Origin of the sequence: Novosphingobium sp., assembly GCF_020852455.1 — a bacterium.
Classification (GTDB): domain Bacteria; phylum Pseudomonadota; class Alphaproteobacteria; order Sphingomonadales; family Sphingomonadaceae; genus Novosphingobium.
This window is the reverse complement of the sequence record NZ_JADZAT010000007.1, coordinates 59167-81435: the sequence shown is the minus strand read 5'-3', so window position 1 is coordinate 81435 and position 22269 is coordinate 59167. Positions and strand designations below refer to the sequence as shown.

Sequence of the window (22269 nt, the reverse complement as noted above, 5' to 3'; positions counted from 1 at the left end):
ACAAAGGGCGAAGTGTCCCGGTAGTCCCAATTCTGGACAACCGGGACAGCTCGGCAGGACGTGCCAATCTGACGATCGCGGCAGGCCCGGCGATGCCCGGGCACGCATTTCGCCTTGCACATTTGCCCCGGCTCCGCGAAAGCCCGCCGACTATGACTGACACCGCACTGCATGATGCCGCCCAGGTTTCCAAGGCTTGGCCCTTCGAGGAAGCGCGCAAGCTGTTGAAGCGGTACCCCCAGGGCAAACCTGGTGGCGCACCGGTGCTGTTCGAAACCGGCTATGGCCCCTCGGGCCTGCCGCATATCGGCACGTTTCAGGAAGTGCTGCGCACCACGCTGGTGCGCCGCGCCTATGAAGTGCTGACCGGCGGCGCGCCGACCCGGCTGGTCGCCTTCAGCGATGACATGGACGGGCTGCGCAAGGTGCCCGACAACCTGCCCAACCAGGGTCTGCTGACGGCCTACCTGGGCCACCCGCTCAGCCGGATCCCCGATCCGTTCGACAAGTACGAAAGCTTTGCCCACCACAACAACGCGATGCTGCGCGAATTCCTCGACCGGTTCGGGTTCGAGTATGAATTCGTCTCGTCGAGCGAGCAGTACAATTCGGGCGCCTTTGACGAGGCGCTGAAGGGTGTGCTGCGGCACTGGCAGGCGATCATGGATATCATGCTGCCCACGCTGCGTGAGGAACGCCGGCAGACCTATTCGCCGGTCCTGCCGGTCAGCCCCAAGACCCATCAGGTGCTGCAGGTGCCGGTCGAAGTGGTCGATGCCGAAGCCGGGATCGTCCGCTTCGAAGACCACGGCGAAACGGTCGAAAGCTGCATCCTGGGCGGCAACAGCAAGCTGCAGTGGAAGGTCGATTGGGCGATGCGCTGGGTTGCGCTGGGCGTCGATTACGAGATGTGCGGCAAGGACCTGACCGACTCCGTGCGCGAAAGCGGACGGATCACTCGCGCGTTGGGCGGCGTGCCGCCCGAAGGGCTGATCTATGAGCTGTTCCTCGACGAGGAAGGCCAGAAGATTTCCAAGTCCAAGGGCAATGGCCTGACCATCGACCAGTGGCTGACCTATGGCAGCGAGGAAAGCTTGGGGCTGTTCCTGTATCGCGAACCCAAGAGCGCCAAGAGTCTGCACACCGGGATCATCCCCAAGAACGTCGATGAATACTGGCAGTTCCGCGAAAAGCTCGCCAGCCAGCCGATCGAGCAGCAACTGGGCAACCCGGTCTGGCACCTGCTGCGCGCCAATGGCAACACGCAAGGCGCCGGCGACAAGCTGCCGGTGACCTTCAGTCTGCTGCTTAACCTGGTCGGCGTGCTGGGGGCAGGGGCAACGCGTGAGCAGGTCTGGTCCTACCTCGGCAATTATGTCGAGAATGCCGATCCTGCGCAGCACCCGGCGCTCGATGCGCTGGTTGACAAGGCGCTGGCCACCAACCGCGATTTCATCGCCCCGACGCTGCAGCGCCGCAAGCCAAGCGAAACCGAAGCCGCAGCGCTTGCCGCGCTCGACGGCGAGCTGGCCAAGGCGGGCGACGATGCCAGCGCCGAGGACTTGCAGAACCTGGTCTACGAAATCGGCAAGGCCGAACAGTTCGCCTTCGAAAACCTGCGCGACTGGTTCAAGGCGCTTTACGAGACCCTGCTGGGATCGAGCCAGGGCCCGCGCATGGGCAGCTTCATCGCGCTTTACGGCGTTGACAACACCCGCAAACTGATCGCCGAAGCGCTGGCGTGATCGGCCGGTTCGGCCTCGCACTCGCGGCACTGGCGCTCAGCGCGCCGGCCGGGGCGCGGACGATCCTGTTTGTCGGCAACAGCTTTACCTACGGCGCAGGCTCGCCGGTGCAGCGCTATCGGCCGGAACTTGTGCGCGATCTGGGTGGCGAGGGGATCGGCGGCGTCCCGGCGCTGTTTGCGACCTTTGCCCAGCAGCTGAAGCTTGACTGGCAGGTCAGCCTCGAAACCTCGCCGGGCAAGGATCTGGCCTGGCATCTTGCCCAGCGCCGCGATGTGATCGCGCGGCCGTGGGATGTGGTGTTGCTGCAAGGCTATTCGACGCTTGATCGCGAACGTCCTGGCGATTCTGTGCGGCATGGCGCGGCGGCGGGAGAGCTGGTGTCTGTGCTGCGCGCCGCCAATCCGCGCGTCTCCGTGCGGCTGGTCTCGACCTGGTCGCGCGCCGACCTGACCTGGCAACCGGGCGGGCATTGGTACGGGCAGGACATTCACCGCATGGCGCAGGACCTGGCCCTGGCCAACTGCCGGATCACCGCTGCGAATGGCCTGCTGGGCCAGCCCGTGCCGGTCGGGCAGGCCTGGGGCCGGGCAATGCGCCAGCGGCTGGCCGATCCCAATCCCTATGATGGCCTGGCGCCGGGCCAGATCGACCTGTGGGGCGCCGATCACTATCACGCCAGCACTGCGGCCTATTACCTTGAAGCGCTGACCGTGTTCGGCGCGGTAACCGGGATCGACCCGCGCCGGCTGGGCCGGAACGAGCGCGCCGCGCGCGAGCTGGGGCTGGCTCCGAAAGTCACTGTGCGATTGCAGGCGGTTGCCGCCGCGCAATTGCGCGAAAAGGCCTGCCCCTAACCGCGCATTCCGATGAACCGGCGCACGTCGAGCGCCAGGTTGCGCGCATTGTCGCTGATCGCGGGATTGGCGAGCAAACGATCGGCCGCGGCACGCTGACGTTCCAGCAGGGCATCGCGATCGCTTTCGCTCAGCAGGCCGGATTCGACCGCCACGTCCCAGCCGAACTGCATCGGTGTCGATAGCGCGCCTTGCCCGGCGTACTGCTCGACCTGGGCCAGGCTGGGAAAACCCGGACGCCCGGTACGCATGGCGCGCAGCAGGGCATGCTTCCAGCGCCGATCGGCTTCAGCCTGTTGCAGCGCCCCGGCGCGGGCGGCCAGCACCGCCGGATCGACGATCTGGCCATTTTCAATCAACAGCGGCGCGCTGCCAGAACTGTCGCAATGGTGGGTTTCGAACCGGATGAAGGCATCGAAGTCAGCCACTGCATAGGGCTGCGCGCGCGAATAGTGCAGCGGCACCGACCGGCAGGAGTGCGGCCGGCTGTCATAGATCGAGCAGCGCCCATCAGCCCCCAATGCACTGCAGGCACCGGTGCCACTGTCCAGCGGCAGCGCGGAAATGGTCAGGTAGAAGGTCCGCTCTTCCAGCTTGTCGCCGATCCGGGTCTTGCCGTTCCAGCTGTGCGCGGCAAAGGCACCCAGCAGCTTGCGGCTTTCATAGAATTCGGCGCTGGCCTGTTCGCGCGCCACCCCGGGCGTGACATAGTCGGCCAGACTGCGCGGCAGGCTGTATTGCCGGAACAGCACCTGCCAGACGAACTGGTCGGCCAGGCCGGCCACTTCGCCCAGTTCAACTTCGGGCGGGCGGTTGCAGCACTTGCCGCATTGGGTACAGGCGAAATGGCGGGTGGTCATGATGTGGCTTTCGTTGCCGCGATCCAGCGGTCGATCTTGGCTTCGAGCACCGGCATCGGCAGCGCGCCCGATCCCAGGATCTGGTCATGGAAGGCGCGAATGTCGAAACGGGTGCCCAGCGCGTCGCGGGCCTTCTGCTTCAGCCGCTGGATGGTCAGCGCGCCGATCTTGTAGCCCAGGGCCTGCCCGGGCCAGACGATGTAGCGTTCAACCTCGGCGGTGGCGTCGCTCTTGCCCATGCCGGAATTGCCCAGCATGAAATCGATCGCCTGTTCACGCGTCCAGCCCTTGGCGTGCAGCCCGGTATCGACCACCAGCCGCATCGCCCGCAGCATCTCGTCGTCCAGCGTGCCCCAGTGCTGCATCGGGTCCTTGAACAGGCCCATGTCGTATCCCAGCGTTTCGGCATAGAGCGCCCAGCCTTCGACATAGGCATTGTTGCCGCCAAAGCGCTGGAAATCGGGCAGGCTGGTGTCTTCCTGGGCAAGGCTGATCTGGAAATGGTGCCCCGGCGCGCCTTCGTGCAGGTACAGCGTGGCGACCCCGGTCAGGAACCGGCTGGGCAGATCATAGGCGTTATAGAAGAACACCCCCGGACGCGATCCGTCGGGCGAGCCCTGGTTGTAACTGCCGCCGGCCTCGTACTTTTCGCGATATTCGGGATAGGGCTGGATCAGCAGCCTGGTCCGGGGGACATGGTTGAAGTAGGTCGGCACCAGCGCATCGACTTCGCGGGCGACCTTGGCAAAGCCCTGGGCCAGTTCATCGCGGGTCTTGGGGTGATAGCGCGGATTGGTCCGCACATCCTCGAAGAAGGCTCCGAGCGAACCGGCAAAGCCCAGCGCGGTCTTGACCTTGTCCATCTCGGTCTGGATCCGCCGCACTTCGGCCAGCCCCAGCTGGTGGATCGCCTCGGGCTCCAGCCGCAGAGTGGTGTGGTTCTGGATCGCCTGGCGATAATAGGTCGTTCCGCCCTTCATCGCCGAAATGCCAACCTGCTCGCGCGCGGCGGGCAGGTATTCGTCGTTGAGGAACGCGCGCAGCCGGCGATAGGCCGGATAGACCTGATCGGTGATCGCGATGTGGTATCGCTGCGCAAACTCGCCCCGGCGTTGCTGGGGGACCGCCGCGGGGAAATCACGCGTGGCTGAGGCAAAGGGGGAATCAACCGGCGGCTGGTCCAGCAGATTGTCGATCTGCGCGATCATGTTGCGCACGGTCAGCTTGCTTTCGACCACACCGCTGTCCATCCCTTCGCGGAACCGGGCGATGGCGTTGTCGAGCACCTGCGGGAATGCAGTGATCAGCGCCAGCGCGCTGCGATAGTCAGCCTCGTTGGCATAGGGCAGCGGGCCACCCTTGGCGACGATCGAGGGAAAATCGATGTGCAGTCCGCCGAAATGGGTGAAGGGGCGAACTTCGGTCAACGCCAGCATGTCCGGACGCAGCATCGCTTCGCTGCGGCGTTGATCGGTCAAGAACACATCGTAGGAGATCTGCCGGTCAGCGCTCAGCTTGCGGCGGTCGATCCGCTTGAGCCCAGCCAGTGCCGCGTGGACCACGCTGCGCCGGGCGCGAACCTGCGCGCCGCTGTAGAGCAGCCGGAAGGCCGCGATGTTGGGAGCCTGCCCCTTGTAGATCCCTGTCAGCGGATCGAGCGCGTCTTCCTTGCCCCCGATTTCGCGGAACAGGGCCATCAGCCGCGCGTCCTCGCCACTTTCGGCAGCGCGGGCGGACAGCGGCAGCACCGTGCTGCCGGCCAGGGCCAGGGTGCTGGCGGCAAAGCGGCGGCGGGTCAGCATAGGCTCGGGAATCAGCCCCATTTGCGGGTCCGGTACCACTTGGTAATCACGTATTTGGTCCCTTTCACCACCGGGGTCCCGGCGTGCATGGTATCTTCGTTGGGGCGGCCATCGGGCAGGCTGTTGTTCCAGACCAGCAAGGTGCCGCGCTGCGGCGCTACCGCGATCCCGATGTTGGTAAAAGCGGTTGCGCCGCCTTCTTCCACATCGTTCAGATAGCACATGGCGGTAATCGCCCGCTGCCCGCCACGCCGGGTTTCCTCTTTCCAGTAGTCCGACTTGGTCCAGAACAGATCAAGGTGATACTTGAACTCCTGCCCCACCTGGTATCGCTGGCCCTGCATGGTTTCACCCCAGGGATGCGGGATGCCCAGCATCTCGTCGATCCGGCTTTCCAGCGTGTGGACGAAGGGATCATAGCGATCGACATCGCCCGATGACGAGGTTCGCCAGATCTCGTTGGTGCCGTGGTCCAGCACCTTGGATGGCACTGCGGTGCGATCGATCATCGCGATCAGCGCATCGCATTCTTCTGCGGTCAGGAAATCGGGCACGCCCCAGATCTCGGCCCGGTCGGTCTCGATCCGCTGCGCGCGGGGATCGCCATCGAGCCGGCGACGCACATGCGCGCCGGTGCGCAGCAGCGCCACCTTGTCGGGATTGGGAGCATCGGCATAGGGACTGGTCACTTCGCCTGCCTATCGCTTTTGTGCACGAGCGCAAGGCCTTGGGCGAGCGCCTGGTCGCTGCCATCGACGGCGGTATCAGCAGGTCCGACGAAGTGCTGCGGGACGAAGGCTTCGCGCCGGGTACCGTCCACGTGCCACAGCCGTTCATTCGCATAGCTGACTGTCAGGCAGGCCGTGGGCAGATCGTCCCGAATGATCGCGCCCAACAATTGCCCCATTGGCGATCCCACCACCGGCGCGCCGGCGGCGGCGTTCAGGCCGATCGACAGGCCTTCGCCCATCGATCCGGTCCACAGCCCGGCCAGTACCACCGGTCGGCGCAACCGGGGGGCACGCGGCTGGGCATACTCAAGCCAGATCCGCGGGACCCCGAACCGGGTGCGCTCGGCAGTCAATTCGTGGCGCTGGTAGGGCTGGGGGCTGGCGATGAAATGACCGATGATTGACCGCGCGACGGTGGAGTTGCCGCCGCTTGGCGTATCGCGCAGGTCCAGGATCACATGGGCACTGGCGGGCAGCGCGGCGACTGCCTGGTCGAATGCGCCGATCAGCCCGTTCTCGCCCAGCGAATTGTTGATCCGGAATACGGCGACCACATGCCCGGCCTGGTCGATCCGGCGCGAAACGGTCAGCAAGTCTTTGGGCCGCTTGACCGAGGAATAGCCCGGCGGCAGCTCGATCACGACCTGTCGGTCACTGGCCATGAAGGCGAAGTGGCGCGCTTGCTTGAGCCGCCCCGTGGCCAGGGCGTTGAGTGCATAGAGCGCCTGCTGCGCATCAGGAACGATCCCGATCTGGGCATAGAGCGCGGCCACCGCCTTGTCCGGAGCCTGTCCGTCAATCGACAGCAGGCGCCAGCCCGGACGGACCCCGCGCTCAGCCGCGACGCTGCCCTGTTTGACATCGCGCACCATCGGCTGCGCGATCATGCCCTCAAACCACAGGTCCGAAGCCGATGGCGCCCAGGCCATCGCCGGGGCACTGGTCGGGCTGACGTGCAGGTGGCCGTCGCGGTACAGCAGCAGCAGGGTCTGCAGCCGGTCGGCGAAGGTCAGCCGGTCAGGTGCGGTGAGCATGGAGGGGGCGGCCTGATCGAACAGGCGGTTCGAATCGATCCGGTCCCAATAGGCATAGTTTTCGGTCAGTTTGGCGCGCACTTCATCCCAGGATGCCTTGGCGTCGAAGGTGGGGCAGGTGTCAGCGGCAAGCGCTGGCGCGGCCAATTGGGCGCAGGCCAGCGCAGTCAGGGCCGCAGCCCATCGGATCAGGCGATTTTTGTGCATGGATCCAGTCTTGCCAATTGCGCGCCTGCTGACAAGGCTCTTGCCCCGCGCCGCGCTTTGCGCCAGCGTGTGCGGCCATGGAAAACGCAAGCTCTGCTACCGCCCGCTATTCGCGCGGTGCCGTCATCCTGCACTGGCTGATTGCCGTGCTGATTGTGCTCAACACAGTGGCCGCCTGGGTTTCGGAAGATATGCCCAAGGAAGACCGCTCGTTCATCATCGGCAATCACAAGGCGATCGGGATCACGATCATCCTGCTGACGCTGGTGCGGATCGCCTGGCGGCTGACCCATCAGGCCCCGCCGCTGGTCGATACGCTGAAGGCGTGGGAAGCGGCACTGGCCAAGGTGACGCATGTCGGCTTCTACTTCCTGATGCTGGCGCTACCGCTGTCGGGCTGGGCGATGTCGTCCTCGTTCTCGCAGGGCAAACCGATCAGCATGTTCGGCCTGTTCAACATGCCCGCGCTGCCGGTGGCCTATGACAAGGCCACCAACGGGATGTTCCATGAAATGCACGAGATCGGGGCCAACCTGATGGTGCTGCTGTTCGTGCTGCATGTGGTTGCTGCGCTCAAGCATCACTGGATCGACAAGGATACCACGATGCGGCGCATGGTGCCCTGGCTGAAATAGTTCAGCGCTCGTCACGCCAATGCAAAGGGCCCCCGCACCACACAGTGCGGGGGCCCTTCGCTTTTCGGATCGGGTCCTTACCAGAAGAAGTCGTTGATCACGTCAACCACTTCGCCGGTGTAGATATCGACCAGCACCGCATCGTCGTAATAGCGCACCCAGCGATAGGGGCCATACACGTCGGGCAGGCGGTAGTAGCCCGGGTTGGCAATCCAGTAGTCCTCACCGAAGAACAGCGCATCCAGCACATGCCCGATGCTCAGGCGTCGGTAGGAATAGTTGCGGTAGGGCGCATAATAGACCCCGACCTGGAAGTAGCTGGGATGATACGAACGCCAGCCATACCAGTCATACCGGTTGTTGTTGCGCCAGTGACGATCCCAGCGGTTGTAGTTGCTACCCCAGGTCCAGTTCCAGCCACCATACCAGCCCGACCAGTTGTGATGGCGTGAGCGATCCCAGTGGTTCGACCAGTTGCGGTTGCGCCAGTAATCGCGGTTGCCGCCATAGCGGCGCCATTGGTCACGATCGCGATCGTAGCCGCCGTTGTTCCTGACGTGATCGAACCAGTTGCGATCGCCGCTGCTGTTGCGATCGCGCCAGTTGTCGCGGTCGCGATCGCGGCGCTGCACGTTTTCGGTCCAGCCGCGATCCTGGCGGCGGTCATCGCCATCGCGGGTCCGTTCGCGCCGGTCACGCCAGCTGTCGCCGCTGCGGCGTTCGGTGTTGCTCCACCCGCCTTGCGCCGGCGGGGTCTGCGGGGTGGTCTGCGAACCGTTCCAGCCGCGCGAGCGCCGCTCGCCGCCGCCATTCCAACCGCCTTGCGGAGGCGTTGCGGTGCCGCTCCAGCCGCCGCCGCTGCGCGACCCGCCGTTCCAGCCACCCTGCGGAGCAGGGGCCGGTGCCGGGGCGGGGGCAGGTGCGGTTTGGGTGCGGTTGCCGCCCCAGCCGCCCCAGGTGCGGTTCCCACCGTTGTTGCCGCCACCCGCATTGCCGCCGTTCCAACGCGGGGCCGGTGCGGGCGCCGGGGCCGGCGCGGTCTGCGTGCGATTGCCGCCATTCCATCCTGAATTGCCGCCGCTCCAGCGCGGTGCCGGGGCGGGAGCAGGCGCGGGGGCCTGAGCTTGCGGCTGCGGAGACCAACTCGTTCGGCGCGAACCGCCATCGTCCTGGCGTTCCTGGCGAACCTGGCGGCCTTCATCGTTGCCACGGCGCCAGCCGGGACCATCGCCCGCCTGGGCCATGCCGGGCAGCGTGAGTGCCGCGATTGCCAGCGCAACCAGGCTGGTGCGGCGCAGATTGTTCTTGCTTACAACGGCCATGGCCGTTCCTCCATCCATCGCGCCGGAGCGATTCCCGGCGACCACAGATGAAGGGCTATCCGATTCGCGCTGTCGGCAGCGTGAACGAATTGGTAAGCTTTGCGTTCAGCTTCGCGGTGACGAAACTTAACGCGTCAGCTTCTTGTACGCCAACCGGGTCGGGCGATCCGCCGCGTCGCCCAGGCGGCGGCGCTTGTCTTCTTCGTACATCGCGAAGTTGCCTTCGAACCATTCGACGTGGCTGTCGCCTTCGAAGGCCAGGATGTGCGTGGCCAGGCGGTCAAGGAAGAAGCGGTCGTGGCTGATCACCACCGCGCAGCCGGCGAAGTTTTCGATCGCGTCTTCCAGTGCGGCCAGCGTTTCGACGTCGAGGTCGTTGGTCGGTTCGTCCAGCAGCAGCACGTTGCCGCCTTCCTTGAGCATCTTGGCCATGTGCACGCGGTTGCGTTCACCGCCTGAGAGCTTGCCGACGTTCTTCTGCTGGTCCGGGCCCTTGAAATTGAACGCCCCGACATAGGCGCGGGTGCTCATTTCCTGCTTGTTGACGGTCATGTAGTCATGCCCGCCCGAGATTTCCTGCCACACGTTGTTGGCGGGGTTCAGGTCATCGCGGCTCTGGTCGACGAAGCCCAGTCGCACCGTGCTGCCGATCTCGATCGTGCCGCTGTCGGGTTGCTCCTTGCCGGTCAGCAGCTTGAACAGGGTCGATTTGCCGGCGCCGTTCGGCCCGATCACGCCCACGATCCCGCCCGGGGGCAGGATGAAGCTGAGATCTTCGAACAGCAGCTTGTCGCCATAGGCCTTGGAAATGCCCTTGGCCTCGATCACCTTGCCGCCCAGGCGCTCGGGCACCTGGATGATGATCTGGGCCTTGCCGACCGCGCGGTTGTCCTGGGCGTTCTGCAGCTCTTCGAACTTGCGGATACGCGCCTTGCTCTTGGTCTGACGGGCCGCCGGGGTCTGGCGGATCCATTCGAGTTCGCGGGCCAGCGCCTTCTGCTTGCCGCTTTCCTCGCGCTCTTCCTGGGCCATCCGCTTGGCCTTGGTTTCAAGGTAGGTCGAGTAGTTGCCCTCGTAGGGGAAGTACTTGCCCCGATCGAGTTCAAGGATCCAGCCCACCACGTTGTCAAGGAAGTAGCGGTCGTGGGTGATCATCAGCACCGCACCGGCATAGTCCTTGAGGTGGTTTTCCAGCCATTCGACCGATTCCGCGTCAAGGTGGTTGGTCGGTTCGTCCAGCAGCAGGATGTCGGGCTTCTGGATCAGCAGCCGGGTCAGCGCGATGCGGCGCTTCTCACCGCCTGAAAGGTTGCCCACTTCCCAGTCACCCGGGGGGCAGCGCAGTGCTTCCATCGCAATTTCGAGCTGGTTGTCGAGCGTCCAGCCGTCGACCGCGTCGATCTTGTCCTGCAGCTCGGCCATTTCGGCGCCCAGCGCATCGAAATCGGCGTCTTCCTCGGCCATTTCCATGCCGATCGCATTGAACCGCTCGACCATATCGGCGGTTGCCCGCGCGCCGTCCTTGACGTTTTCCAGCACGGTCTTGCTGGTGTCGAGCTCGGGCTCCTGCTCAAGATAGCCGACGGTGATGTTCTCACCCGGCCAGGCTTCACCGGTGAAGTCCTTGTCGATCCCGGCCATGATCTTGATCAGCGTCGACTTACCCGCGCCGTTCGGCCCGACGATGCCGATCTTGGCACCCTGGTAGAACTGCAGGTTGATGTTCGAAAGCACCGGCTTCTGGGCGCCGGGGAAGGTCTTGGTCATGCCCTTCATGACAAAGGCGTACTGGGCGGACATCGGGTTTCCTCTTGAGGGCAAACAGGTTGTGGAGATTTGCCGCGCCCTCTAGCCGGGCAGGGGCCGTGGGGCAAGCGCGGGTTCAGCCCCGCCGCAGCTCGCCGCGCACCATCGCTTCGCTCGTGTGGCCTGACACGCGATTGTGGAGGCTGCGAACAGATACGGCAATTTAGGCGTTGTAGTGTCGACAGTGGTCGTCCACATCTTCAGAAAGCGAAGGGAAGCGGACCATGACTGCATACAAGCCTGAACAGCTGATCGGCCTGGGTCAGGGCCTGCGCTTTACCGAAAGCCCGCGCTGGCGTGGTGACCGGCTGTGGTTCATCGACATCCACGACAGTGCGATCAAATCGGTCAGCCTGGCTGGGGACTTGCGCACCGAGATTGCCTTGCCGTTCAAGCCCAACGGTCTCGGTTTCATGGCTGATGGGTCACTGGTGTTCAGCGATGCGCTGCATCTGGCGATGAAGCGCTGGGACGGATCGACGCTGCATGACCTGGCCGATCTTTCGCAGACCTGCGTCTTCTGTCTGAGCGATGCGGTCACCGATCCGCAGGGCCGGACCTGGGTCAGCGATATCGGCTACAACTTCTGGAACCCCGATGCCCCACCGGCCGAAACGTGTGTGATCGCGCGGATTGATCCCGATGGCGGCGTGACCCGGGTTGCCGGCGATCTTCGCTTTCCCAACGGACTGGTGATCACACCCGATGGCAAGACCCTGATCATCGGCGAAACCAACGGTTTCTGCCTGACCGCTTTCGATATCGAAGCAGATGGCAGCCTGGCGAACCGCCGGGTCTATGCCCAGCTGCCCGAAGGCGTCCAGCCCGACGGGATCTGCCTTGATGCCGAAGGCGCGGTCTGGGTGGCCAATCCGGGCCAGCAGGGGCCATCGGTGCTGCGCGTGCGTGAAGGCGGCGAAGTGACCGACACGATCGAGCTGGAGCATCACGCCTATGCCGTCGCGCTGGGCGGGCCCGAGCGGCGGCACCTGTTCATCTGCTCGTCCGAAGGCCATGATCCGGCAGTGATCGCGGCCCAGCCCAGCGCGGTGCTGCTGGTTGCCGAAGTCGCGGTGCCGGGGGCAGGTACGCCCTGAGCCGGTTGCCAAACCGGAACGACCCGGCTAGGCGGAACAGATGCGAAACATCTTCCGCGCCGCTGCGCTTTCCGCCCTGCTTTCCGCCACTGCCAGCCAGGCCGCCCCGGCGCCTGACGATCTGGCCTGGCAGATCACCGAAGGGCTGACGACCGAGATCGGCGCGCGGCCTGCCGGGTCTGAGCGTGAAGCCAGGGCGCGTGACTGGGCGGTGGCGCGGCTGACCGCGCTGGGCTTCAGGAATGTGCGGGTCGAACCCTTCACTGTCACCGGCTTTGTCCGCGGCGCCGAAACCGCCGAGCTGACCGCGCCTTACCCGCACAAGCTGCACATTACCGCGCTGGGCTATTCGGTGCCGACGCCCAAGGGCGGGCTGAAGGCCGAACTCGTCTATTTCCCCACGCTCGATGCACTGAAGGCCGCGCCCGAAGGCTCGCTCAAGGGCAAGGTCGCGTTCATCGACCATGCCTTCGTCGCCAGCCAGGACGGTGCCGGCTATGGCCCCTATGGAGCGGTGCGCCGCCAGGGCCCGGCGATCGCCGCCAGCAAGGGTGCGGCAGCAGCCGTGATCCGCTCGGTCGGCACCGATCACAACCGCGATCCGCACACCGGGGTTGCCAGCTTCACCGATCCGGCGAAGGCGATCCCGGCCGGGGCGGTCTCGATCCCCGATGCCCTGCTGATCGCGCGGATTGCCAAGACCGGCAAGCCAATGATGATCGACCTGGTGCTGGAAGGCCGCCCGCAAGCGAACATGCCGTCGGGCAATGTCATTGCCGAACTGCCCGGGCGCGATCCCACGCTGCCGCCGGTCATGCTGGCCTGCCATCTCGACAGCTGGGACCTGGGTACCGGCGCGATTGACGATGCCGCCGGCTGCGGGATCATCACGGCGGCAGCGCTGCGCACCCAGCGCCAGGGCCAGCCGCTGCGCACGATCCGGGTGCTGTGGGCGGGTTCGGAAGAGATCGGCGTGTTCGGCGGGGCCGCCTATGGCAAGGCCCATGCCGCCGAACCGCATGCCCTGGTGATGGAGAGCGACTTTGGCGCCGACCGCGTCTGGCGGGTCAAGTTCAACCTCTCCATGGCGAACCAGCCGCTGCGCAACCGGATCGCGGCCGGGCTGGCACTGATGGGGATCGTACCGGCGGCCGACAAGGCCAACGGCGGGGCTGACACCGGCGCGATCATCGCTGCGCAGAAGCCGGGCGTGATCGATCTCGACCAGGACGGGACGCGCTATTTCGACCTGCACCACACGCCCGACGATACGCTGGACAAGGTTGATCCGGTCCAGCTTGAACAGAACGTCGCGGCCTGGACCGTGGTGCTGAAGGAAGTGGCAAACGAGGCGGGACCGATCAAGCCGGCCGAGTAGGGCCTAGGTCCGGATCAGCCCCTCGATCGGCTTGCCCTTGCTGCCCGGGAACAGCCCGGGCGCGACGCGCAGCGGATCGAGCCCGAAGTGCGCTGCCACCGCCCCGCCGATCAGCGCGTCAAGGTCGGCGGTCGGCCTGAGGTCGCGTCCTTCGTAAAGCTGGTTTTGGCCAAGACCCGGCCAGTCTGTCAGGATCCGTCTGCCCGCCACGGTGCCGCCAAGCAGCATGGCCAGCGATCCGGTGCCGTGGTCGGTCCCGCCGGTCCCATTCGCCGCAGCGGTGCGACCGAACTCGGTGGCGACCACCACCAGCGTATCGGCCCAACTTTCGCCCAGATTGCTGCGCAGCGCGGCCAGCAGGCCGTCGAGCCCTTCCAGCTGGTTGTTGAGCCGCGCCTTCTGCCCGGCGTGGGTATCCCAGCCGGTGGTTTCGACCATCACCACCCGCGCGCCATCCGCGCCCTTCATCAGCGACGCGATCAGCTGCCCGGCGGCGGCTGCACCGCGCGCGCCGCCGCTGGCCAGGTCACCGGCCATCGCCCGGGTCTGCAAAGCCTCCTGCCACAGGGCATGGAGCTGCTGGTCCTGGGCATACATCCCGGTAACGCGCTGCAGCAGATCCTGCGAGGCATCGGGCAGGTTCGAGGAGGCATAGCTGGAGACCTGCACCGCGCCGCGCAGCGCGGTGGGGATCGTCGCCGAGATCGCCAGTCCGCGCGTTTCGCGCGGTAGCAGTGCGAGCAGGCGGTTCAGCCACCCGTCCTTGCGGTCATAGGGCAGCAGCCCGCCGGTTTCGAGCACGTTCTGGCCATCGAAGTGCGAGCGATCGCGATAGGGCGAAGCAATCGCGTGGGCGAACAGCGCCTGCTTGGCTCCATACAGACCCGCGACCTGCTTCAGCGCCGGATGCAGCGCGAACAGGCCGCCCAGCCGGGGCTGTTGCAGCAGTTCGGGGATCAGATCGCCGCGCAGCGCGGCATAGGCCGGATCGCCGGTGGGGGCGAGGGTGGCAAGCCCATCGGCCGCGCCGCGCTGGATCACGAAGACCAGCCGGCGTTCGGTCGCGGCCTTGGCAAAGGCGATCCTGGGGGCAAACAGCGCGGCGGTGCCGGCGGCAAGCATCTGGCGGCGGTGAAGCAGCATGGGGGTTACCTCCGCATCATTTCGGGTGAGGCGAGCAGCAGCGCGAGCGCCTGCGGACCGCTTTCGGCGCGGGTAATCGCCTCGCGTGTCGATTGGCTCAGGCTTTGCGGGAACAAAGCCTCGGCCAGCGTACGGGCATCGATCGCCGGGGCGGCGCGATCGGCGATCCGCTGGGCCACTTCGACCCGGCGATAGAGCGCATCGGGGCCAGCCCAGCTGGGCGCCACATCGTCATAGCCGGCGGGCGATCCGGGCTTCCAGATCGCCTGGCCCAGTTGCTGAAAGCCGCCGGCGGCGTTGCGCCCGGGCAAGGCCTTGATCCCGGTGGCGCGCAGCGCGGCCAGGGTCCAGTCCCACGGGGTGCGGAACTTGGGGGCGCCCTGCCAGCACTCGGGCGAGGCCAGCAGGACCCGGTAGAGCGACTTGAGATCGCCCCCGTTGCGCAGGAAGTCCGCCTCCAGCCGGGCGACCAGCGCGGGCGGCGGATCGTCGGCCGCGAAGTGCCGCGCCAGCTTGGTGGCCACATGCCGGGCCGTGGCAGGGTGGCGGGCCAGATCGTCCAGCACCGCCTGGGCCTGCGCCTCGCCCGCCTGGCCATAGCGCTTGCCGATGATCGACCGGCTGCCTGGCTGGTGGATCGGCGCGGCGAACCAGAACCCGGGACCGGGGCCGCGCAGCAGCGGCTGCTTGGCCAGGCCGCCAACGGTCCAGCCGGTCAGCGCCCGGGCAAACTCGGTCACATCGGCCTGGCTGTAGCCGGTGCGCACGCCCAGCGTGTGCAGTTCAAGGATCTCGCGCGCCAGGTTCTCGTTGAGCCCGCGTTCGCGCCCGCGCCGCGATGCGCGCTGCGCCAGCGGGCTTTCGGGGCCAACGGATTCGGCCTGATCGAGGTAGAGCAGCATGGCCGGATGCCGCTCGACCGCGTTCAGCATGTCGCTGAACCGGCCCAGCACATGCGGGCGGATCGCTTCGAATTCGAAGGCTCCGGCCAGGCCGATCACCGCGACCTTATCCACCGACACCGCGAAATGGTTCGACCAGAAGTGCACCAGCCGTTCGACGAAGGGCGTATCGCTGGCCAGCGCGGCATCGGTGCGCGCGCCGACTGCACTGGTATAGGCATCGCGCAGGTCGCGGAACGGACCCGGTTCGCCATCGACCTTGGCCTTCGGGTCGGTGCCGTCCTGCTTGGCTTCGTCCTTGCGCTCACGCCGATCGTCGCGCGCCTCGCGCAGCATGGTGACCAGCTGCGGTGTGCCGGTTTGCGCGGCGATCGCGGCGGGACGGGGATCGAACCGCGCGAACTGTGCCTCCAGCCAGCCGCGCGGATCGGCGGGCGGGCTTTCGCCCAGCTTGCCGCCCAGCCCAAAGCGGTTGAGCGCCGTTGCGATCTTGTCCATGCCGCACTCCCGTTGCTGTTGGGGGCCTTGTGCCGACCAAGGGGTCAGCTGTCTCTTCGCAAAGTGTAATTCATTGTCGCGCCTGAACTCTGGCTGACGCGCTCACAACTTGTCGGCGATCACCCCGGCGGCCGTCAGTGCATCGAGTTCCTGTTCCGAAAGGCCGAGCCTTTCCGCCAGCACCGCGCGGGTATCCTGGCCCGATCGCGGCGGAGCGATCCGGTAGCTGGCCGGACTGCGCGAGAACTGGCCCGGAAAGCCCAGGAACCGCACCGGCGTGCCATCCTCGCGCGCCATGTCATGGATCAGCCCGCGCGCTGCCACCTGGGGCAGGGCGAGCGCTTCGGGCACGGTGTTGATCCGGCCCCCGGGCAGCTTGGCCGCATCCATCGCCGCAATCAGATCATCCGAAGTCCATTCGGCAATCGCCGGTTCAAGCAGCGCGAGCAGGTCCCCGCGATTGGCGCTGCGGATGCTGGAGACGGCAAAGCGCGGATCCTCACCCCAGTCGGCGCGGCCCAGCAGCTTGCAGAAGTCGCGGAACTGGCGGTCATTGCCCAGCGCCACCAGCACCCGCCCGTCCTTGCAGGCAAAGTCCTGATAGGGGCTGATCGAGGGGTGCTGGTTGCCCATCCGCCGCGGCTCAAGCCCGCCGTTGAGCCAGTTGGAGGCCTGATTGGCCAGCATCACCAGCTGGCTGTCAAGCAAGGCCACGTCGATCTGCTGGCCTTCGCCGGTGCGCCCCCGGTGCTGCAGCGCGGCCAGGATCGAGATCGTGGCGTAGAGCCCGGTCGAAAGGTCGGCCACCGGCACGGCGGCCTTCATCGGGCCGCTTTCCTCGGTGCCGGTCACGCTCATCAGCCCGCTCAGCCCCTGGATCAGGAAGTCGTACCCGCCCTTGTCCTTGTCGGGGCCGTACTGGCCAAAGCCCGAGATCGAGCAATAGATCAGGTCGGGCTTGATTGCACTGAGTGCGGCATAGTCGAGCCCGTATTTGGCCAGCGCGCCAACCCGGAAGTTCTCGATCACCACGTCGGCGTCGGCGACGAGACATCGGACCAGTTCCGCGCCTTCGGGCCGGGCAATATCGACCGCGATCGAGCGCTTGTTGCGGTTGGCCGAGAGGTAATAGGCCGAATCGCGCGAGCCATCGTCGAGGAACGGCGGACCCCAGCGGCGGGTGTCGTCACCCTGACCGGGCTGCTCCAGCTTGATCACCTCGGCGCCCAGATCGCCCAGGATCTGCGTGCACCACGGCCCCGCAAGCACGCGCGACAGATCGAGCACCTTGATCCCCGCAAGCGGCCCGACCGGGGCAGGACTGTCCGTCAATTCAGCCTCTTACTGAAAGGTCTTGATAATGCCCGAGAAGTCGGTGCCACCGTTCCCGGCCTCGGCAAAGGCGGCGTAGAGTTCTTCGGCCCGCTGGCCCATCGGCACATCCGCTCCGGCGCTCCTGGCTGCTTCCATCGCCAGCTTGAGGTCCTTGAGCATCAGTGCGGCGGCGAACCCGCCCTGATAGCCGTTATCGGCCGGGCTTTGCGGGCCGACCCCCGGCACCGGGCAATAGGCGGTCATCGACCACGACTGGCCCGAGGCCTTGCTCGAGATGTCGAAGAAGGTCTGCAGGTCCAGCCCCAGCCTGTCGGCCAGTGCAAAGGCTTCGCAGGTGGCGATCATCGTCGCGCCCAGGATCATGTTGTTGCAAATCTTGGCAGCCTGGCCCGCGCCCGATGCACCGGCGTGGATCACCGCCTTGCCCATTGCGGCCAGGATCGGCTCGGCACGCTTGAAGGCATCGTCGCTGCCGCCGACCATGAAGGTCAAGGTGCCGCCATTGGCCGCCGCGATCCCACCCGAGACGGGGGCATCGACCATCGCATAACCGGCTGTACCAGCCGCTTCGCCAACCTTGCGGGCGGTATCGACGTCGATCGTCGAACAATCGATCAGCAGCGCGCTGGTCGGCGCCTGGCCGATCACATCGGCGCTGAACACGCTTTCGACAATCGCGCCATTGGGCAGCATCGAAACCACCGCCTCGGCGCCCTGAACCGCCTCGCGCACCGAAGTGTAGGTGGCGCAGCCGTTGTCCTTGGCGCGGGCAAGCGCCTCTTCGGACAGGTCGAAGGCATGGACCTCATGCCCCGCCTTGACCAGATTCGCGGCCATCCCGCCGCCCATGTTGCCGAGGCCGATGAAGGCGATTTTCATGGTTTAGCGCCCCTTCCAGTTGCCGGGCCGCTTTTCGATGAACGCGGCCATGCCTTCCTTCTGGTCTTCGGTGCCGAACAGCCCGTTGAACAGACGGCGTTCGAACAGCACGCCCTGGGTCAGGGTGGTCTCGAACGCGGCATTGACCATTTCCTTGGCGGCAATCGCGGCCAGCGGGGGCATCGCAGCGATTTCGGCAGCGGTCTTGAGCGCGGCATCCTTCAGTTCGGCCAGCGGGACGACCTTGGCGGCCAGGCCCGCGGCTTCGGCTTCCTCGGCGCCCATCATCCGCCCGGTCAGGCACATTTCCATCGCCTTGGCCTTGCCCACCGCGCGGGTCAGGCGCTGGCTGCCGCCCATGCCGGGGGTGACCCCCAGCTTGATTTCGGGCTGGCCGAATTTGGCGTTGTCTGCCGCGATGATGAAATCGGCCATCATTGCCAGCTCGCAGCCGCCGCCCAGTGCATAGCCGGCCACCGCCGCGATCCACGGCTTGCGGGTGGCGGTGACGCGGTCATAACCGGCGAACAGCCCGCCGCCGTAGACGTCGCCAAAGCTCTTTTCCGACATCTCCTTGATGTCGGCCCCGGCGGCAAAGGCCTTTTCGCTGCCGGTCAGCACCGCGCAGCGCTGGCTGTCATCGGCGTCGAATGCGGCGAAAGCGGCGATCAGGTCTTCGAGCACCTGGCTGTTGAGCGCGTTGAGCGCCTGCGGCCGGTTGAGCGTGATCAGCGTGACCGCGCCCTGCTGTTCGACGAGGATGGTTTCGTATTGGCTCACGTCAGTCTCCAGTCTTGCACCGGGGGATGTGGAAGTTGACAAAGTTCACAGGGTTCAGAAATCAAAAAAGTGCCCGATTTCCGCCGTAGCGGCGATGATGACAGTCAGGCCGGGTGTAGGAAAGGTGCGGGACGTCACAGCGGCTGCCATTCGTTGCCTGCGCCTAGCGGCGCGAAGATGCTGTCGATCAGTTCGTCGGAAACGCCTTCAGGCGTGGCCGGGTCCCACTTGGGGTCCATGGTCTTGTCCACGATCACCGCGCGGACGCCCTCGGCAAAGTCGGGGCGGGTCAGGACGCGGCTGGCGATGCGGTATTCCATCATCATGTTCGCGGCAAAGTCTTCGCACAGCAGGCTGTCGTGCAGCTGGCGCAGCGCGACCTTGCAGGTCTGCGGCGATTTGGTGCGCAGTGTGGCCAGTTCCTTGGCCGCCCATTCGCTGTCGTCGCCCTCAAGACTGGCGAGCACGTCCTCATAACGGTCCGAGGCAAAGTGCCTGGCGATCTGCGCCGCATTGGCTTCGATCCGGGCCGGGGGCGGGGTGACCGACAGCGCGGCCAGCACCTTGGCGGGATCGTGCCCGGCCACCAGCCGCGCCTTGGCATCGGCCAGCGCTTCCTGCGTCAGGTAATGGGTGGCGAGGCCCGTCCACAGGCATTCGCTGCCATCGAGCCGCGCGCCGGTCAGCGCCAGGAACTGGCCCATCCGACCCTGCAACCGCGACAGGTGCCAGCCGCCGCCGACATCCGGGAACAGGCCGATGCCCGTCTCGGGCATGGCAAAGCGCGTGTTCTCGGTCGCGACGCGGAACCGCGCCGGCTGGCTGATCCCCACGCCGCCGCCCATGGTGATCCCGTCCATGAAGGCCACCACCGGCTTGGGATAGGTCATCAGTAGGTGGTTGAGCTGGTATTCCTCATAGAAGAACTTCAGCCCCGATTTGCCGCCGTCGGTCAGCGCCGAATTGCGCAGGAAGGCGATATCGCCGCCTGCGCAGAAACCGCGGCCTTCGCTGTGATCGATGATCACAACCTGCACCGCAGCGTCGTCGCGCCAGGCCAGCAGCGCTTCGGTCATGGCGTGGTCCATGCCTTGCGTCAGCGCGTGGATCGCCTTGGGGCGGTTGAGCGTCAGGAACCCGGCCGCGCCTTCGCGGCGGATGATCATTTCGTCTGTCATTGGCGCAGCAGGTCCCGTCCTACAATCATCCGCATCACCTGGTTGGTGCCTTCAAGGATCGAATGCACCCGCAGGTCGCGCCAGAAGCGTTCGATCGGATAGTCCTTGAGATAGCCATAGCCGCCGAACAGCTGCAGCGCATCGTTGACGATCTTGCTGCCGCTGTCGGTGGCGAGCCGCTTGGCCATGGCCGAAAAACGGCTCTTGTCGGGGGCATTGGCGGTCACCTTGGCGGCGGCCATGTAGAGCAGCGCGCGCGCGGCCTCGAGGTCGGTCGCCATGTCGGCCAGCATGAACTGGGTGTTCTGGAAATCGGCGATCGGCTGGCCAAACTGCTGGCGGTCCCGGGTATAGGCCACTGCCTCGTCCAGGCAGCGCTGCGCCCCGCCCAGCGAGCAGGCGCCGATGTTGAGCCGCCCGCCATCGAGGCCCGCCATGGCAAAACGGAACCCTTCGCCCTCGGCCCCGACGCGGTTGGCCACCGGTACACGGCAGTCCTCAAACACCACCTGCGCGGTGGGTGAAGCGTTCCACCCCAGCTTCTTCTCAGGCGCACCGAACGACAGCCCGGGGGTGCCTTTTTCGATCACCAGGCAGGTGATCCCCTTGGCCCGGTCATCGCTGGTGCGGACCATGGCGACATAGAGATCGTTGTAGCCCGCGCCCGAAATGAACTGCTTGGTGCCGTTCAGCACATAGTGATCGCCGTCCAGCCGCGCGGTGGTCTTGAGTGCCGCCGCGTCCGAGCCCGAGCCCGGTTCGGTCAGGCAGTAGGAGGCGATCTTTTCCATCGAGACCAGTTCGGGCAGGAACCGCGCCTTGAGCTCGGCCGAGCCATAGGTGTCGATCATCCAGGTCGCCATGTTGTGGATCGAGATATAGGCGCTGGTCGCCGGGCAGCCATAGGCCATGGCCTCCATGATCAGCGCGGCTTCCAGCCGGCCCAGCCCGATCCCGCCGTTCTCTTCGGACACATAGATCGCGCCAAATCCCAGTTCGCCGGCGGCCTTCCAGACATCGACCGGATAGTGGCTCTGCTCGTCCCATTCGGCCGCGAAGGGCGTGATCCGGTCGGCAGTGAACTTGCGCGCCATGTCCTGGATCGCAAGCTGGTCTTCGGTGAGTGAAAACTGGTCGGTCATTGGCTGTTCGTCTCTTTCAGGACCCGGCGCTGGAACAGGGGGGTGGCCACGGTTTCGCCGATCCACAAGGGGAAAAGCGGCGGATCGAGGTTCTTTTCCCAGGCCAGCGCTCCGGTCAAGGTGCCACCGGCCCAGGGCACATCGGGAAAGGCCTTGGCGAGCGGATCGCGGTAGGCCTGGTCAGCGGTGATCACGATCCAGCCGTTGCGCTTCAGTTCGGTTACCAGATCGGCGATGTAGAGCGCGGCAAGATCGGTTTCGTGCAGCAGCAACACGTGCGCGGGTGAGCGCCCCAGCGCACTGACTGCCATGCGGTCATGATATTCCAGCGCGCTCAGCTGCATCTGCAGATAGAGCCTGCGCAGCGCCTTCATATCCATCGTCTTGCCGGCCTTGGCGGCATCGATGGTCAGCTGTTCAAGGTGCCAGTCCACCCCGTCGGCAGTGACATAGCCATTGCGCAGCCCCCTTGCGGCAAGCCCCGCGCGGACCGCATCGCGCTTGACCTTGTCGGGGCCGCCTTCGTGCAGATAGGGAAAGCGCAGCCACGCTCGATAGCCGGCCCGGCCCTTGAGCCAGGCTTCACCGCGGTCGACATCGGCCAGGAATTGCTCGGCGCTGATCTGGTTGAGGCTCTGGTGCGAAAAGGTGTGGTTGGCAATCAGATGCCCGGCCGCGACATAGGCCATGATCCTGGCCTCTCCGCCTGCACCGTCGGGCTGGGCAAGCCTGCCCGGGTTGACGAAGAACACCGCCTGCCTGACCCGCGCCTGTCGCAGCCCGGCAATCAGCCGCTGCGACCGTTCCTCGGGCGTGAAGAAAGCCCCGCGCTGGCGCGGCACATCGTCGAACGACAGGGCAACCCGCTTGCCCGCCAGCGCCGCAGAGGGCGCCAGCAGCAGCGCGATCAGCAGGACCAGGCGGGCCAGCAAGGCGGC

Annotated in this window: 19 protein-coding genes; 5 read left to right on the top strand and 14 right to left on the bottom strand. The window is 65.9% G+C overall.

Translation table 11 applies throughout. The features are described 5' to 3' along the window. Positions 1-152 precede the first annotated feature (152 nt). Together IT549_RS02840 and IT549_RS02835 are read left to right on the top strand one after the other, a co-directional pair. Complete coding sequence (locus IT549_RS02840; protein WP_292969816.1) at positions 153-1745, top strand: lysine--tRNA ligase; 1593 nt, start codon at positions 153-155, stop codon at positions 1743-1745. Next, the gene (locus IT549_RS02835; RefSeq protein ID WP_292969815.1) at positions 1742-2602 is read left to right on the top strand and encodes a PEP-CTERM sorting domain-containing protein; all 861 of its coding nucleotides are present in this window, start codon (positions 1742-1744) and stop codon (positions 2600-2602) included. The genes IT549_RS02840 and IT549_RS02835 overlap by 4 nt, the downstream gene beginning before the upstream one ends. Here IT549_RS02835 and IT549_RS02830 read toward each other — a convergent pair. Genes IT549_RS02830 through IT549_RS02815 form a run of 4 tightly spaced genes read right to left on the bottom strand, consistent with a single transcriptional unit; the run spans position 2599 to position 7236 of the window. After that, complete coding sequence (locus tag IT549_RS02830; RefSeq protein WP_292969814.1) at positions 2599-3462, bottom strand: YkgJ family cysteine cluster protein; 864 nt, start codon at positions 3460-3462, stop codon at positions 2599-2601. The two genes, IT549_RS02835 and IT549_RS02830, sit on opposite strands and share 4 nt — an antisense overlap. Continuing rightward, a complete protein-coding gene (locus IT549_RS02825; RefSeq protein ID WP_292969813.1) occupies positions 3459-5285 on the bottom strand; it encodes a DUF885 domain-containing protein in 1827 nt (608 codons plus the stop codon). Before IT549_RS02825 ends, IT549_RS02830 begins: the two co-directional genes overlap by 4 nt. Then, positions 5276-5953, bottom strand: a complete 678-nt coding sequence (locus IT549_RS02820; protein ID WP_292969811.1) for a 2OG-Fe(II) oxygenase — start codon at positions 5951-5953, stop codon at positions 5276-5278. Before IT549_RS02820 ends, IT549_RS02825 begins: the two co-directional genes overlap by 10 nt. After that, positions 5950-7236 (bottom strand): hypothetical protein, encoded by a 1287-nt coding sequence (locus IT549_RS02815; protein WP_292969810.1) that lies wholly within the window; start codon positions 7234-7236, stop codon positions 5950-5952. The genes IT549_RS02820 and IT549_RS02815 overlap by 4 nt, the downstream gene beginning before the upstream one ends. Positions 7237-7313: 77 nt before the next feature. On the opposite strand from IT549_RS02815, the gene IT549_RS02810 reads away from it, so the two are divergent. Beyond that, positions 7314-7871: a cytochrome b gene (locus tag IT549_RS02810; protein ID WP_292969809.1), complete on the top strand. Its 558-nt coding sequence runs from the start codon at positions 7314-7316 to the stop codon at positions 7869-7871. A 77-nt stretch (positions 7872-7948) separates the two neighbouring features. Here the strand turns inward: IT549_RS02810 and IT549_RS02805 are convergent, their stop codons facing one another. Next, positions 7949-9193 (bottom strand): RcnB family protein, encoded by a 1245-nt coding sequence (locus tag IT549_RS02805; RefSeq protein WP_292969807.1) that lies wholly within the window; start codon positions 9191-9193, stop codon positions 7949-7951. Positions 9194-9319: 126 nt separating this feature from the next. After that, positions 9320-10993, bottom strand: coding sequence for an energy-dependent translational throttle protein EttA (ettA, locus tag IT549_RS02800; RefSeq protein WP_292969806.1), 1674 nt, complete (start codon positions 10991-10993; stop codon positions 9320-9322). Positions 10994-11223: 230 nt separating this feature from the next. Here ettA and IT549_RS02795 point away from each other — a divergent pair, with 230 nt between their 5' ends. Together IT549_RS02795 and IT549_RS02790 are read left to right on the top strand one after the other, a co-directional pair. Next, a complete protein-coding gene (locus tag IT549_RS02795) occupies positions 11224-12096 on the top strand; it encodes an SMP-30/gluconolactonase/LRE family protein (protein ID WP_292969804.1) in 873 nt (290 codons plus the stop codon). Between the two features lie 40 nt (positions 12097-12136). Further along, entirely contained in the window at positions 12137-13474 is a 1338-nt protein-coding gene (locus IT549_RS02790; RefSeq protein ID WP_292969802.1) for a M28 family peptidase, read from the top strand. Between the two features lie 3 nt (positions 13475-13477). Here the strand turns inward: IT549_RS02790 and IT549_RS02785 are convergent, their stop codons facing one another. From IT549_RS02785 to IT549_RS02750, 8 genes are all read right to left on the bottom strand, one after another. Further along, a complete protein-coding gene (locus IT549_RS02785; RefSeq protein WP_292969800.1) occupies positions 13478-14617 on the bottom strand; it encodes a DUF1501 domain-containing protein in 1140 nt (379 codons plus the stop codon). Between the two features lie 5 nt (positions 14618-14622). After that, complete coding sequence (locus IT549_RS02780) at positions 14623-16017, bottom strand: DUF1800 domain-containing protein (protein ID WP_292969798.1); 1395 nt, start codon at positions 16015-16017, stop codon at positions 14623-14625. 102 nt (positions 16018-16119) lie between these two features. Then, positions 16120-17349: a CaiB/BaiF CoA-transferase family protein gene (locus tag IT549_RS02775; RefSeq protein ID WP_292969796.1), complete on the bottom strand. Its 1230-nt coding sequence runs from the start codon at positions 17347-17349 to the stop codon at positions 16120-16122. A 9-nt stretch (positions 17350-17358) separates the two neighbouring features. Then, positions 17359-18231: a 3-hydroxyisobutyrate dehydrogenase gene (gene mmsB / locus IT549_RS02770; RefSeq protein ID WP_292969794.1), complete on the bottom strand. Its 873-nt coding sequence runs from the start codon at positions 18229-18231 to the stop codon at positions 17359-17361. Between the two features lie 3 nt (positions 18232-18234). Next, positions 18235-19011 carry an enoyl-CoA hydratase-related protein gene (locus tag IT549_RS02765; RefSeq protein WP_292969792.1) on the bottom strand — a complete coding sequence of 259 codons (777 nt, stop codon included), beginning with the start codon at positions 19009-19011 and terminating at the stop codon, positions 18235-18237. A 134-nt stretch (positions 19012-19145) separates the two neighbouring features. Further along, positions 19146-20189, bottom strand: coding sequence for an enoyl-CoA hydratase/isomerase family protein (locus IT549_RS02760; RefSeq protein WP_292969790.1), 1044 nt, complete (start codon positions 20187-20189; stop codon positions 19146-19148). Further along, positions 20186-21331 (bottom strand): acyl-CoA dehydrogenase family protein, encoded by a 1146-nt coding sequence (locus tag IT549_RS02755; RefSeq protein WP_292969788.1) that lies wholly within the window; start codon positions 21329-21331, stop codon positions 20186-20188. Before IT549_RS02755 ends, IT549_RS02760 begins: the two co-directional genes overlap by 4 nt. Then, entirely contained in the window at positions 21328-22263 is a 936-nt protein-coding gene (locus IT549_RS02750) for a polysaccharide deacetylase family protein (RefSeq protein WP_292969786.1), read from the bottom strand. The genes IT549_RS02755 and IT549_RS02750 overlap by 4 nt, the downstream gene beginning before the upstream one ends. Positions 22264-22269 lie beyond the last annotated feature (6 nt).

What these genes read in the sequence shown, in the direction of transcription:
- IT549_RS02810 (WP_292969809.1), top strand. Translation starts at nt 7,314, where the DNA reads ATGGAAAACGCAAGCTCTGCTACCGCCCGCTATTCGCGCGGTGCCGTC.
- IT549_RS02785 (WP_292969800.1), bottom strand. Translation starts at nt 14,617, where the DNA reads ATGCTGCTTCACCGCCGCCAGATGCTTGCCGCCGGCACCGCCGCGCTG.
- IT549_RS02830 (WP_292969814.1), bottom strand. Translation starts at nt 3,462, where the DNA reads ATGACCACCCGCCATTTCGCCTGTACCCAATGCGGCAAGTGCTGCAAC.
- IT549_RS02825 (WP_292969813.1), bottom strand. Translation starts at nt 5,285, where the DNA reads ATGGGGCTGATTCCCGAGCCTATGCTGACCCGCCGCCGCTTTGCCGCC.
- IT549_RS02755 (WP_292969788.1), bottom strand. Translation starts at nt 21,331, where the DNA reads ATGACCGACCAGTTTTCACTCACCGAAGACCAGCTTGCGATCCAGGAC.
- IT549_RS02840 (WP_292969816.1), top strand. Translation starts at nt 153, where the DNA reads ATGACTGACACCGCACTGCATGATGCCGCCCAGGTTTCCAAGGCTTGG.
- IT549_RS02760 (WP_292969790.1), bottom strand. Translation starts at nt 20,189, where the DNA reads ATGACAGACGAAATGATCATCCGCCGCGAAGGCGCGGCCGGGTTCCTG.
- IT549_RS02795 (WP_292969804.1), top strand. Translation starts at nt 11,224, where the DNA reads ATGACTGCATACAAGCCTGAACAGCTGATCGGCCTGGGTCAGGGCCTG.
- mmsB (WP_292969794.1), bottom strand. Translation starts at nt 18,231, where the DNA reads ATGAAAATCGCCTTCATCGGCCTCGGCAACATGGGCGGCGGGATGGCC.
- IT549_RS02805 (WP_292969807.1), bottom strand. Translation starts at nt 9,193, where the DNA reads ATGGCCGTTGTAAGCAAGAACAATCTGCGCCGCACCAGCCTGGTTGCG.
- IT549_RS02790 (WP_292969802.1), top strand. Translation starts at nt 12,137, where the DNA reads ATGCGAAACATCTTCCGCGCCGCTGCGCTTTCCGCCCTGCTTTCCGCC.
- IT549_RS02780 (WP_292969798.1), bottom strand. Translation starts at nt 16,017, where the DNA reads ATGGACAAGATCGCAACGGCGCTCAACCGCTTTGGGCTGGGCGGCAAG.
- ettA (WP_292969806.1), bottom strand. Translation starts at nt 10,993, where the DNA reads ATGTCCGCCCAGTACGCCTTTGTCATGAAGGGCATGACCAAGACCTTC.
- IT549_RS02815 (WP_292969810.1), bottom strand. Translation starts at nt 7,236, where the DNA reads ATGCACAAAAATCGCCTGATCCGATGGGCTGCGGCCCTGACTGCGCTG.